Consider the following 13,384-nt stretch of genomic DNA (forward strand, 5'->3'; position numbering starts at 1 on the left):
TTGCTCGCTTTGAGTTGTGGAAGCAGCCTGACTCTCGGTCGTCGAAGCTTGCTCGCTTTGAGTCGTGGAAGCCTGTTGGCTTGCTTCTGTCGAAGCATTCTGACTTTCAGTCGTTGAAGCTTGTTCGCTTTGAGTCGTGGAAGCCTGTTGGCTTACCTCTGTCGAGGCAGTCTGACTTACAGTTGTCGAAGCCTGCTCACTCTGAGTTGTGGAAGCAGTCTGACTCTCTGTCGTTGAAGCTTGTTCACTCTGAGTCGTGGAGGCTGTCTGACTGTTTGTGGTCNTTGAGTCATAGATGCAGCCTGACTCTCGGTCATCGAAGCTTGTTCACTTTGAGTCGTGGAAGCCTGTTGGCTTACTTCTGTCGAAGCAGTCTGACTTTCAGTCGTCGAAGCTTGCTCACTTTGAGTTGTGGAAGCCTGTTGGCTTACCTCTGTCGAGGCAGTCTGACTTTCAGTCGTCGAAGCTTGTTCGCTCTGAGTCGTAGATGCAGTCTGGCTCTCAGTGGTTGATGCTTGTTCACTTTGAGTCATAGATGCAGCCTGACTCTCGGTCATCGAAGCTTGTTCACTTTGAGTCGTGGAAGCCTGTTGGCTTACTTCTGTCGAAGCAGTCTGACTTTCAGTCGTCGAAGCTTGCTCACTTTGAGTTGTGGAAGCCTGTTGGCTTACCTCTGTCGAGGCAGTCTGACTTTCAGTCGTCGAAGCTTGTTCACTCTGAGTCGTGGAAGCGGCCTGGCTCTCAGTGGTTGATGCTTGTTCGCTCTGAGTCGTAGATGCAGTCTGGCTCTCAGTGGTTGATGCTTGTTCACTCTGAGTCGTGGAAGCCTGTTGGCTTACCTCTGTCGAAGCAGTCTGACTTTCAGTCGTCGAAGCTTGTTCACTCTGAGTCGTAGATGCAGTCTGGCTCTCAGTAGTTGATGCTTGTTCACTTTGAGTCGTAGATGCAGCCTAACTCTCAGTTGTCGAAGCTTGTTCACTCTGAGTCGTAGATGCAGTCTGACTCTCAGTAGTTGATGCTTGTTCACTTTGAGTCGTAGATGCAGCCTGACTCTCAGTGGTTGATGCTTGTTCACTCTGAGTCGTGGAAGCCTGTTGGCTTACCCCTGTCGAGGCAGTCTGACTTTCAGTGGTTGAAGCCTGCTCACTTTGAGTTGTGGAAGCTTGTTGACTTGCTTCTGTCGAAGCAGTCTGACTTTCAGTCGTCGAAGCTTGTTCACTTTGAGTCGTGGAAGCCTGTTGGCTTACCTCTGTCGAGGCAGTCTGACTTTCAGTCGTCGAAGTTTGTTCGCTCTGAGTTGTAGATGCAGTCTGGCTCTCAGTGGTTGATGCTTGTTCACTCTGAGTCGTGGAAGCCTGTTGGCTTACCCCTGTCGAGGCAGTCTGACTTTCAGTGGTTGAAGCCTGCTCACTTTGAGTTGTGGAAGCTTGTTGACTTGCTTCTGTCGAAGCAGTCTGACTTTCAGTGGTTGAAGCTTGCTCGCTTTGAGTTGTGGAAGCAGCCTGACTCTCGGTCGTCGAAGCTTGCTCGCTTTGAGTCGTGGAAGCCTGTTGGCTTGCTTCTGTCGAAGCATTCTGACTTTCAGTCGTTGAAGCTTGTTCGCTTTGAGTCGTGGAAGCCTGTTGGCTTACCTCTGTCGAGGCAGTCTGACTTACAGTTGTCGAAGCCTGCTCACTCTGAGTTGTGGAAGCAGTCTGACTCTCTGTCGTTGAAGCTTGTTCACTCTGAGTCGTGGAGGCTGTCTGACTGTTTGTGGTCGATGTCGAAGCGGTCTGACTAGCTGCAGTGGATGCGGTCTGGCTTGCAGTGGTTGACGCAGTACTACTTTCGGCTGCAGATGTACTAGAAGCAACAACTTTTAACGTGGCGTTGGCCGTAACAGTTTCTCCGCTCACAGGATCAATGTATGTCAAAATAACGGTATAAGTACCGTCTGCATTCTTGTTATACCCGGTATCATTCAAGTTCGAAGTAACATCGCTGATATTACCGTCAGTGTTCAGTGATGTTTTGACACTGTTGACGAAATCAGCCGTTGTCAGTGTCTTACCACTGCCGTAGTAATAAGTTATGGGTGAGTTAGGGGTAATTTTTGGCTGATGAGCGGGATTATTTGAAATTGTGAATTTCCCGGTAACACCTGCCAAATCTTCAGCAGTTGGTATTTGATAGTTGCCGCTCGTGATAGCTGTGCGGGTGTTCAATGCAGAAATAATCGCGTTGATACCAGCGGTAGTCAAGGCAAATGCGTAGTCGCCAATCTTAGCACCATCATTTGTCACTTTGAATTGGCTTGGATCAGTCAACTCTACAGTCTCTGTATGATTATCCGACCATGTGATAGTAACAACCGGCTTGTTACCGGCCATTAATACGCTGGCATTGTCTCCAGTAAATAAAGCAGATGTCGGATTGGCAACAACTGTCTTAGTCGATAGTGTCGCACCCTTAACATATGTGAAATTCACCGTAGAATCGGCAGAGTACGGTTTTGAGATACTGCCCTGTGTTGTGTGCCATGCCTTGGATATGTCATTTCCATTGATATCTTGCATGACAGGAGACAAGGTAACTTGGCTACCCTTAATAGCATATTTGGTCTGAGAAGGCACACCAGGAAATGAAACGTCAGTTGAAGTGCCAGTGACCGTTAACGTCGCAATCTGGGATTTAAGCCCATCAAGAAATGCCTGCCCAGCATTCTGGCCTGTGGCTGTATCAGCACTATTTAATTTGGCATACGTTGCTGTACCATCTTTCGATGTCGTATACGTAATACCATCCACAGTATAGGTAACATCGTTAAGACTAGAAATGTCGAGCAGTCCGGTGTTAGGGTCAACCTTTAATCCCTTAGCCGCACTGACACCAGCGTTGTACGCTTTATTAGCCTACGCTGCTTCTGCAGTGTATACCGATTTATATACTTGTAACGCGATAGAATCTGTGTTTAAAGTGCTGAGTGCAGTAGTATTGCCCAAATTTGTGCTGTTAATGAGCGATTGAGTATAGCCTTGAGTTAAATTAGTTGGAGTGGACGGCACTGTAGATATATTGCCTGCCGTGCCCGTTTGAGCCGCGGCATGTGACGCATTATCCGCAGCAGCCATGGCCTTGAATGCTGCATCATAGGACTGTAAATATTTGTACGTATTTGAGTAGTCAAGCAGATAATACGTAGTCGGAGTACTGCTTGGATCGCCAGGATTAGTGAAAGTATTCTTGGGCGTATTAGCGTTTAGTGTCGTTAATGTACCCGGATCACTAATATAATCGTTCACAGCATTCTTAACCGCGTTGGCTTCAGCATTGTACAGCTGAGTGATAAACTTCTGTGCACCCGCTGATGCAGCCATCGTACGCGTGTAGCCAGTCTTGACATCCGCGTTGCTAGCGTTGCTGATTAAACTATCGTATTGCGTTTGAGAGATACTACCTTGGGCTACTAATGCCCTACCAATAGCCGATGCATCATCGTTTGCAGTTGATTTGAGACTGCCACTAATTTGATCATTGATGGCCATCATGATGACAGGCTGGGCAACTTTCATCATCCATGAATACCCAGAAGCTTGCGCCATCTTTGCTGCAGCGTCTGCACCGGATTGATTACTCTTGGGCATGCTTAACGGATCTGTCGCGCTGAACCCACTGAGTGTGCTGAAATCTGCTGCTGTGTAAATTGTGTCACCCGCGACTGGTGTATTGGTAGAAGAAATATGCAGCATGGAGTTGAATGCTGTTGTCATGCCATATTTAAAATTGCGAACAACTGCAGCCACAATACCATTGGCAATGGCAGTATACGCTGCCGTTGCAACATCGCTAGAGGCCGAATCGCTCAATCCAATTATTCCCGCGATCGTACTCAATGCTGGGTTACTGGCAATAGCTGCCGACAATGTGGCCGGTGCATAAGACTGCCAATCTGTATTGTTGCCTAAAGAACGAATATCACTCAACGCCTGATGGAAAATAGTGCTTTGGATACTCCCCATGACAATATCAATTAGACTATCAAGACCATTCACTGTACCAGATGCCGAATTTGCAATATTTGACGGTGTTGTTGTATCACCATAAGGCTTGGATGCGTTGTAATTGAAAACTGATGGCACAGCGCTCGACAACCCACCGCCAAAAATAGATGTGATGTAGGAACCACCAGCATTAATAAGGGTACTGAAGTAACTAGTACTGCCTAGAGCGGATGCAGTATATGGTGAGCGATTCATGACAAGGTTTTGATTTGTTGGATCTTGCATTGCAGTCGTTAACTGATTAAGCCAACCTTGAATTTGTATTGCATACTGCCTAATACCGTATGCATAACCACTAAGCCAGTCGGGTATATTATACTTGTGCCCCAACCCAAAGGAGGACCATCCAAAAACTCCACCATTGTAATATGGTGTCGAATTATCCACCGGAATCCACCAAGCATTGTTACCTACACCATAGCCGCTAACATTCGCATACTGACGAAGAGTCCACGCCAATTTACCATCGCTGGTAATCATGGTCCCATTAGTTGCTTTATAAGCGGCTAAAATATCAGTCACATATTTCAGCTTTGCACCAAAAGAAGCGATCAAAAAATTGCTAGTTTTGTTCATGTAATTTAAATCATCACTGGCTGCCTGAATACCACTATTAACATCAGCATTCGTAAGGTCTGGAGCAACATATGTACTAGCCGCTACAGCATTAGCCGCCAGTGCATTCGTTGCCGCTGCACTAGCTGCTCCACTTCCAGACGCGGTTGTACTTGTTGCCGCAGATGTAGATGCGGCTGCAGCACTTGCCGCTGAAGTTGAAGCAGCAGCGGCACTATTAGTCAGTACATTCGTTGCCGCTGCAGAATTAGTAGTCGCCAAAACTCGGGTCTTCATCGCTGCTTGCTGAACGGCTAATGGCGTACCCGAGTTTTGTGCGTTGGCTGATGCACTAGCATTCGCTGAAGCAGATGCTGACGCACTAGTCGAAGCGCTTGCTGAAACTGATGTGGAAGCCGAGGCGCTGGCTGAGGCGACTGCAGAAGCACTCGCCGAGGTAGACGCACTGGTCGAGGCGCTGGTACTGGCCGACCCGGAATTCGAGGCGGCCGGTATAGTGTCCTTATCCTTTGTGGCCAATACGTCTTGCGGATTGACCTGTTTACTTGTTCCGACTGTGGTGTCAGCCTTCACGGTAGACGCCCCAACGGCACCACCACCGATAATACCGGCCATTGTCGCTATCCCGGCGACTAGCCAGCGTTTACCAGATTTGTAAAGGTGGTAGCGCGTTTTACTGTTGCTTTTAAAGAACTCCGAAAAAGAGTTCCCCCTAAATCTGCCCATATGTTAAACCCCCAAAAATGTCGCATTAGAAACTGAATACTTGAATTATAACATCTGTTACGGAAAATAAAAGTGTCGTGCTTGGGGAACGTCAATACCAAATCCTGACTTGATAGCTGCCTAGACACCTGTACATTTCCTACCCAAATAACAAAAAGAACGACCTTCTCCCATTTAAGAAGCAAGTCGTTCCATTAAATATTAATAATTTGACAAGATGCATATGTGAGCGGTTATTTAGGATCGCTGAGTGGATCATCTACTACGGATGCTTTGTTCAACGGAATGTTTTGTAAGGCCAATGCTTGATATGCAGCCTTAGACATCTCTACTTCCCCAATATATTTTATCTGGTCCTGTAAAATCTTCAGCAAAAATCCACGCACAGCGCCAGAATTATCGAAAGGGGACTCGACTAAACGCAGGATATTGTGGGCTGGGGATTTGCTTAGCACATTCATCTCAACGCCCATGTAATGAATGCGCACTGTGTCATGAACTGTCACGATTTTAGCCACTGTTGCCGCTAAAAAACTGTTCAAATCATCATAGCGCTCCAAAATTTTACCAGTCAATGGATCTTCGATAGTGATCAAATTAATGACACCATCATACACGTATTGCCGTAAGACAACCTGTCCTTCGTTATTTAGAAACTGAATCTGAGACAATTTATCTTCGTAGTAAAGAATCGTGCTGTACTGATTGCCGTCATATGCATATTCTTCAACGTAATCCTTAGTCCGATCTGGGTTGAAATAAGTGATTACTTTCACGGCTCGACGGGTATTTGCATAGGTTAACACTTCACCGATGGTTTCGCCGTTATCAATGATATTGATCAGACCATCATCCGTCATAAAAATTTCATCGTCAGTCGGCACCGGCGCTTCATTAAAAAAGCGATATTCACCGTCCGTGTAACGCCGCTTAGTCACAAAATCGATCACACTGCGGATTTGAATATTCTCTTCTTTTTCCACCCCACCCAACCCGGGCAGCGGTTGTAGAACGATGAAAGGTGCGTGCTCTTCTTTTGCCCATTGTTTGAATGTCGGCCAAACTGGGCTGTCCGTCAATACCCCATTAATCAACTCGTAATTCATCGATAAGCACCTTCCATTTCTTCGCATTAACATGATCTTGATATTGCTTGACAGATTGCTGTGTGTTTTTCCGTAATTGTGTGTAGTTAGCGTCGAGTAAGCGATGGATAGCAATCTTAAGCTGATCAACATTATAGGCTTCATCGCCTCGCTTGAATGGTTGCAAGAATCCATTTACACCATCGTCAATCAACTCTTGCGCACCAAATCGAGCATCAAATGAGATGACCGGTAATGCCGCATTCAAAGCTTCGATAAAGGTTAAGCCAAACCCTTCAGAAAACGAGCCGGAAATGAAAGCGTCATATTGAGGATATAGATCATCCAAATGGGTCGACTGCCCGGCTAGCTTGATGTAATCCACTGCGTGCAGTTCTTTGATTGTCTTTTCCAGTTCTGCCTGTTGCCCACCTTCACCATAAATGTCTAGCTCGATCGGAGTTCCGTCAGCATGAACGGCAGCAACGGCTTTGACAATTAAATTGATATTCTTTTCAGTGGCTAACCGAGACGCAGTAATCAATTTGAGTGGTTTCCCAAGTGGCTTGGTCAAATCAACCGTCGGCTGATCGCGTACACCCCCCACTGGAATAGCCACGAATTTATCGTCCTGTTTCGGAAAATCAGTTAATAAATCCTGTCGCTGCAATTTAGTGGCCACCACTATCTTGTCCACTTTATCTAAGTGGGTCAGTAAATATTCGTAGTAATTGTTCCATAATGGCTTGGCGGGATCATCCCGGTTACTGAGATGATCGGCGTGAATTGCATCAATAATCGATGCATGTGGCATCTTTGGCGAGAATAATGCCACTTCATTCCGTTCACCGCGATCAATAATGAAATTACTGTGCCCACCATAAGCGTGGGCAAGTTGATCGAAAAAGTAGCGACGCGCAGGTACTTCATTGGCAAAAAATAAATGCTCGCCATTGAAATCAAAGACATGGATATTCCGAATCATTGTCTTCCGATGGGGGTCATCTACATATTCAAAAGTTACTTTGCGCTTACCATCAATGCGGGAGAAAATATCCATATGTGCGGTACTGACCAATAAAACATCCGTCTTCTTATGCCGATCCGGATGTTTTACTAGATGCTCCACAATCCGCAACCCGCCGGTGGTCCAAGTTTCCTTCTTACGGTGAGTTTGAGTGCTATCGATAACGAGATCATCTTTGACCGGAAATTCTCGGGTGACACCGTCGCGTAAATACTGGTCACCTAGGGTAAAGTATTCCCATATGTTTGCGACTGCATTGGGAGCTATGTGCCATGCTTTCATCGCTTCTTGTAATTTTGGCACAAAATCAACAAATACATATTTATATGGTTCACCCAGTTGGGCAAATAATTTCGCCCGATAGAACTCAGCGTGTTCAATCCCGGAATTGCTAATCCCCATTCCGCCGTTAACAAAAAAATTCATTTTGCTACCTCACTGTCTAAAAATGTGAATTGCGACTGCAATGCTTGATGCACGGTATTCCTCCAGGGTGCTAACCCTGTCCCCAAGGCACGCAAGCAAATAGGAACGTTGGGCTGTAACTCTGTCCGCAATTGTTCAACCCAATCTGGTGTCGATGTCTGGAAAAGAACTATCGTAGATCGGTCCGCGGCTACCGGTACACTGACAGCACCAAAGCGATTGGCTACGAGGACCAGATCCTGAATAGCGGCCGCTTGATCTAAATTTACTTTTATCATACCAGTTTCTAAGTTTACTGAGACGTCCATTTTCGATAGAAAAGCTGCTGAACTGAGCACACCATACTGAAATGCAGTCCCTGTTTGCCTAATGTTCATCAATGAGAGCCGATAATTAATAGCACCTTCAGGTAATTGAATATCGCCTTCGGTACCGTCGAATACGTCTTTATCGATTGTTTGTCCCGTGCGATCGAAATACTCGACTTGAACGAACATTTTATTTGGGGCAGTGATACCCGCCAGCATAAAGTGATAACGGACATGGGCATTCAATAATGGTAAACTCACTAACTGGCCAAAACTGTCCCATTGATGAATGGCCTGGCCAGGAGGCATCAATAAATTTGCGTAAGATATACTGCGGTCTGGATAGAAATGTATTTTGGCACCATTACTGAAGGTGTTTTTGACCTCTCTGGCCCAAAAAAATAGGGTAATGTTCTCCATCAATTCATCGCCTCCGGTCGATTGAACTCGTTCTTTAGCGTCAGTCGAATAGTACGTACAAACCAAGCAACCACACTATTTGTGTCATCATTATGGCGGCCAATCCAACCCTTGTGCAGTAATTGGACTCGCCCATTTTGCTCACTTAATTGGCGGTATATTTTTGGAAAGGCATCCGGTTGATAGTCATCCTGTTTCATATACGCGATGCCCAAAATAGTCCGACTGAAATCGGCCTTTCTAAACTTTTTCCAAAAATGCTCATTCAACCCGGCTACGGCAGTAGAGTCAGTATTTCCTTGATGAATAAGCAACATATCTAACGCGGTCGGAAATCCAGTTGGCCGCAACAACCGTCCGGTCAATGCCACTGTTCCCCAATCCGGCAATGGCTTACCCACAACAATTGCTCGGGGCAATAATTGTGCCCCATAGTAGAGCGCCGCGGTGGTACCCATAGACAACCCGGTGAAAATTATATCGTGTGGACCAAATCCCAACCGTTTTAATGTATTCCGGATGGCAGCCGCAATCTGTTCTTCTAGTCCATCACTGCCAAAATAGCTCGCGCCACCCTCCAGGCGGTTATCTGTCACTAGCAAATAAGGTGATTTAAAAATTCGCATCATGTAATTACCTTCAAAAGTTTCCGCACCATGAAAACCTGAAAAGTAAACAATCAACGGCGGCTTGAGGTCCCCTGCCTCAAAATAGGTGGCTACCCCCTGAGATAACGCCTGAGGTTCTTTGATCATTTCGCCCCCAGCAAAAAGGTGCCCGTATGTTTCTCTTGTCCGATTGACATGCTGCCAGCCAAGAGTAACATCACCTTCGCCTCTTGCTGTCACCGAAACCATGATATAAGCATCTTCTTTACCCACATAAAAAGTAATACCATCTTGAAAATGTGAGGCATCTAAGTGATGTGTCGACAATAATGCACCACTTTTAATGCTTACCACTCGCACTAAGAATTGAACATCAACATCTTTACTGAACTGGCATTCTGGATAGAGCGTTTCATACCAATCACCATAGCTCCAAGTCATTTGCTGCCACGTGGCAATGGTGGTCCAATCCGCACCAAAATTACCACGAAGTGTGATGCCCACCTGTCCTTCTTCCAACACATCGCCCTGGAAAGTGCTGGCGACACGCAAAGATTCAAAGGGCAGTTTGTACGACCATCGTCCTGGAAAGAAATCGTAATGAACCACATGAACAAGTCGATCACGATCAGTGAAGTCTAAAGGATGAGCATTTTTTAAATCAGCCATTCGTTGGATCTCAGGACTTAAGATGCACCGCAGGTCATACAAAATTAAATTGGCCGGTAACTTGGCAAACATCTCCGGCTGATTCCAAACTGTCGCACCCACCCCTAAGAGAAACACAGCGTCTCTGTAAGAGCCAGACAGCACTTCAATTATGGTGACATCCTGGTCGACAGTTTTAAAATCAACATGAGCTGAAAGATACTCTCCAATATCCAGCGGTGCTGCTCCCCAATAAACTACTTTTTGCTTCTTATCGGCCATCTGTCAACACATCCTCCCACAATTCCCTGGTATGTTGTTCTGAATATTGATCAATGAGTTGTGCATTGACCACCAGTGCCTCATTCCAGGGAGCTAAAGAAGCTAAATAGTAATTAGCTGCCTTGGCCAAATCACTCAGCTTGTCAATAATAATGCCGTTCTTTCCATTCGTGACATAACCCGTCTCCGCTAGATTGATTTGCGGAATACCTGCGCTAATCGCGGCGATTTGCATGAATAGGTCTGGATGGCTGCCGACATCGATCAACTGGCGGGCAGTGGACAGGCTCTTGGTAACCTGTTCATAATCGGCTTGCACCTGATATTCAACGCGTGATAAAAAGACTTGCACTTGACTAATAAGTTCTTTTTCCGCTGCGGCAGCAGTTTCCTTCACATCACCGGCCACTGCCGCCATTTCTACAGCCGTAGTCACTTCCGGCGACTTCGTGTCTGGTTCCTCAGGGGGCAAATCTTCACCATTCACAACAGACTGAAGACGTGTAAAAAGCTGAGAATCTAAACCGATTCCCATCTTCTTGGCAATAAATAACAATGCTAGGTGTTGAAAATGATGCACCTGTTTTTCGCTATCCGCATCTACGATCAACCGGTTGTCGTCATCTTCTTCAAATTGTTGCAAGAAATGAGTAAAGGCAATATCGGCGGCTGGTTCGGTTAAACCATTCACGTGCCAGTAGCTAATGACCTCTGGCACTTCATTACTATGGCCCAAGTGCAAGTGAGTGCTAAACGGGGGAATGGTACGTACCTGGACCTGCTCTGCGTCTGAAACGGATTCCAGTCTTTCTGCCACTTCCCGAGCAAGTATCGTAGTCCGAGCGATGAACGAGGCGGCTCGAGGAACCAGCTTAGTGAGCGCCGCATCTTGTGCATCAGTCACAAAATAGTGGTTCGTCACACCTTGAGGAATGAACGGAGCAATTGCCACCGATGCATCATTGGCCACCCCAATTAAGGTGTTCTTTTCTTTAGTACCTGTCAAAAACTTAGCCAAATATTCTCCCACCACACTGATCATATCAGGATATTCTGAATGAATGAATCGATCCTGCACCCGCGGCGAAACAACCACCCGATCTGTTTGACGTAATACCCACTTACCGGTGAGGTCCAACCAGTCCTTCTTGATGACTTGTTGATTGGCATCAAACCATGTCCGGGTAGACACAAAGCCACGATCATCATACTGGTCAACCTGCCGCCCGCCATTTTCCATCTGCCACCAAACATTCCAGATACCTGTATTAGGGCGGCGAAAAATCGTACCCACCAGTCGATCGCCCTGAATAACGAGTGTCTCTGAATTTTTATAGATCAAATCGCTACCCGCTGGAATTGGGACATCGGCTGGATCAAATGGCAATCCTTCTTGCAAATATATACCCTGAATGGCGTCAAATACGCTCCACCACGGTATGCCAAATAACCCATTAAAATTTAACTGGTAGCGCAGACCAGGGGCTTCATCCAACAGGAGCAGTGTCAGTGACAAATCTGTATTTTGTGCCAATTGTGCCAGGTGTACAAAATTATCATTTGGCATTGCCTGAGCCTCGGCTTCCCATTGCGGAACGATAAAATTCATGGCCGATTAATCCCCTTTCTAAAATAATCGATAACGATTTTTGTTCCATAACGCCCGGACTTGTTCAATGATGGTGTCGAGTAATGTAACCAAAATCAGTAGTCCGCCCAAGTACTGGGAAAAATTAGCTGCACCTTTCACAGATAGCCCGATGACAAGCGGTGTCGTACCGATTAACAGGAGAAAGATACTGCTCCACAGTGTGAGGTATAAAAAATGACGGGTAATAAATTTCGTAGTGTCTTTGCCCGGCACAATATCGAAAAAGTAATCGCCGCTCTCCTTCAACTGTCGCGACACTGTCACAGGCTGTAAACTAATGTAGCCAAAGGCAAATCCCAGCACAACCACGATAAATCCATAGGTCACGATGCCTTCCCAATGTTGAAACGAAAACCACCGTATCAATGTTTGTTCTAAAGGTGTAATTGTGGCATGACCATTGAGCAGATAAGTTGGAAAGCTGAACACCGACATAGAGAACATAAACGGCATTCCTCCAGAAATGAGTAATTTGATGGGCAGGTATGAATCGGTAAAACGGTTTTCAATCATCGGTTGTTGCAATGGCAGACGCAATTCGGCATGGTTCAGATACACTGCGACAACGACGAAGACAATAGTTACCACGGCGATAATTACCAAATGCGGGCGAGTCAAGCTAAAAGGCGTATTTCCCAAACCTTTGCGTAGCGAAGTGGGCAAACCAGCAATTAGACCAGGAATAATCAATGTGACCGTACCCCCGATACCCCGCTGGGAATTCTCATCTGCCAACCACATGGTAAACATGGAACCTGCCACCAGCATAATTACCGCTACGATAGGTGTAATGTTGATGTTGGTTGGGCCAACATACTCTGGTAAAAACGAGTTACCCATGAAATAGACAAACGAGAGTGCCTGAATACTCCCTAAAATAACCGCTAATATTCGCTGAATGTACCCACTTCGTTTTTGTGACATTTGCCGCATACTGTCTAAATCTAAGGAAGTAATTGCTTGCCACACGATCAGTGTCGTCATATACGGCTGCATTCCCAACGATAGTATCATCGGCAGCCCCATCTGACTCCCAGTTGTTAAGGATAGTGCCTGAAGAAATGGTATTCCCTGCAATGACTGGGTCGCGGAAAAGATATCCACGTTAGGTAAATAAATCTGTTGTCCGAGTAAATAGATCGTCACAAAGAAAACTGACCAACCGCATCTTTTGAAAAGATCCCGGTGCAAATTCCACCACGATGGTTGTAAGTTCACGGGTATTGCACCTCCACTGTACCGTCTGATTGGAACGTTAAAATTGAAAGGAGCAAATTACGCATTGCCTGGAGAGCAAAATCGGCCCGCATCTTAGCAAATGTTCGCCGTGCCTCTTTTTGATATTCATAAACCGGGTCGTGCTGAGCAGATGACCGCTGCTGGGCAACACCTTTAAGCTGCTGCAACGCGTCAACCTGTTCAATCCAGGCGTTATCCAACGCCTTGAGGATGGCTAATCTTTGAAAATAAACACACTGACCATCATCCTGCAAAATTGCGAATTGTTTGGCTAGCCGCTCTTTCGCCATTTGCAACAGAAAAGACTCAAGAATATGCGCATCATTGAAGTGCAACAAAAAAGTTAGA

General features: G+C 46.0%; 8 protein-coding genes and 1 pseudogene. All 9 read right to left on the reverse strand.

Annotation, left to right across the window (positions count from 1 at the left end; all coding sequences use genetic code 11):
* Window positions 1–950: 950 nt before the first annotated feature.
* Window positions 951–2,786, reverse strand: coding sequence for a hypothetical protein (locus FD09_RS14915; protein ID WP_057822492.1), 1,836 nt, complete (start codon window positions 2,784–2,786; stop codon window positions 951–953).
* Between the two features lie 105 nt (window positions 2,787–2,891).
* Complete coding sequence (locus FD09_RS14920; RefSeq protein ID WP_083488004.1) at window positions 2,892–5,342, reverse strand: KxYKxGKxW signal peptide domain-containing protein; 2,451 nt, start codon at window positions 5,340–5,342, stop codon at window positions 2,892–2,894.
* A gap of 233 nt (window positions 5,343–5,575) precedes the next feature.
* Window positions 5,576–6,448 (reverse strand): hypothetical protein, encoded by an 873-nt coding sequence (locus tag FD09_RS14925; protein WP_057822494.1) that lies wholly within the window; start codon window positions 6,446–6,448, stop codon window positions 5,576–5,578.
* Window positions 6,429–7,880 carry a glycosyltransferase gene (locus FD09_RS14930; RefSeq protein WP_057822495.1) on the reverse strand — a complete coding sequence of 484 codons (1,452 nt, stop codon included), beginning with the start codon at window positions 7,878–7,880 and terminating at the stop codon, window positions 6,429–6,431. Before FD09_RS14930 ends, FD09_RS14925 begins: the two co-directional genes overlap by 20 nt.
* Window positions 7,877–8,608 carry an accessory Sec system protein Asp3 gene (locus FD09_RS14935; RefSeq protein ID WP_057822496.1) on the reverse strand — a complete coding sequence of 244 codons (732 nt, stop codon included), beginning with the start codon at window positions 8,606–8,608 and terminating at the stop codon, window positions 7,877–7,879. The genes FD09_RS14930 and FD09_RS14935 overlap by 4 nt, the downstream gene beginning before the upstream one ends.
* On the reverse strand, window positions 8,608–10,146 hold the full coding sequence (gene asp2, locus FD09_RS14940) for an accessory Sec system protein Asp2 (protein WP_057822497.1): 1,539 nt from the start codon (window positions 10,144–10,146) through the stop codon (window positions 8,608–8,610). The genes FD09_RS14935 and asp2 overlap by 1 nt, the downstream gene beginning before the upstream one ends.
* Window positions 10,136–11,755 (reverse strand): accessory Sec system glycosyltransferase Asp1, encoded by a 1,620-nt coding sequence (asp1, locus tag FD09_RS14945; protein WP_057822498.1) that lies wholly within the window; start codon window positions 11,753–11,755, stop codon window positions 10,136–10,138. The genes asp2 and asp1 overlap by 11 nt, the downstream gene beginning before the upstream one ends.
* An 18-nt stretch (window positions 11,756–11,773) precedes the next feature.
* Window positions 11,774–13,015 carry a preprotein translocase subunit SecY gene (locus tag FD09_RS14950; protein WP_057822499.1) on the reverse strand — a complete coding sequence of 414 codons (1,242 nt, stop codon included), beginning with the start codon at window positions 13,013–13,015 and terminating at the stop codon, window positions 11,774–11,776.
* Window positions 13,012–13,384 (reverse strand): annotated as a pseudogene (locus FD09_RS14955) (accessory Sec system translocase SecA2); the annotation flags it as partial. The gene FD09_RS14950 and the pseudogene FD09_RS14955, both read right to left, overlap by 4 nt.

Source organism: Schleiferilactobacillus perolens DSM 12744 (assembly GCF_001435585.1).
Classification (GTDB): Bacteria; Bacillota; Bacilli; order Lactobacillales; family Lactobacillaceae; genus Schleiferilactobacillus; species Schleiferilactobacillus perolens.

Excerpts from the sequence above, each read along its gene's own strand:
- FD09_RS14935 (WP_057822496.1), bottom strand. The coding sequence starts at position 8,608 with ATGGAGAACATTACCCTATTTTTTTGGGCCAGAGAGGTCAAAAACACC.
- FD09_RS14925 (WP_057822494.1), bottom strand. The coding sequence starts at position 6,448 with ATGAATTACGAGTTGATTAATGGGGTATTGACGGACAGCCCAGTTTGG.
- asp1 (WP_057822498.1), bottom strand. The coding sequence starts at position 11,755 with ATGAATTTTATCGTTCCGCAATGGGAAGCCGAGGCTCAGGCAATGCCA.
- FD09_RS14920 (WP_083488004.1), bottom strand. The coding sequence starts at position 5,342 with ATGGGCAGATTTAGGGGGAACTCTTTTTCGGAGTTCTTTAAAAGCAAC.
- asp2 (WP_057822497.1), bottom strand. The coding sequence starts at position 10,146 with ATGGCCGATAAGAAGCAAAAAGTAGTTTATTGGGGAGCAGCACCGCTG.
- FD09_RS14930 (WP_057822495.1), bottom strand. The coding sequence starts at position 7,880 with ATGAATTTTTTTGTTAACGGCGGAATGGGGATTAGCAATTCCGGGATT.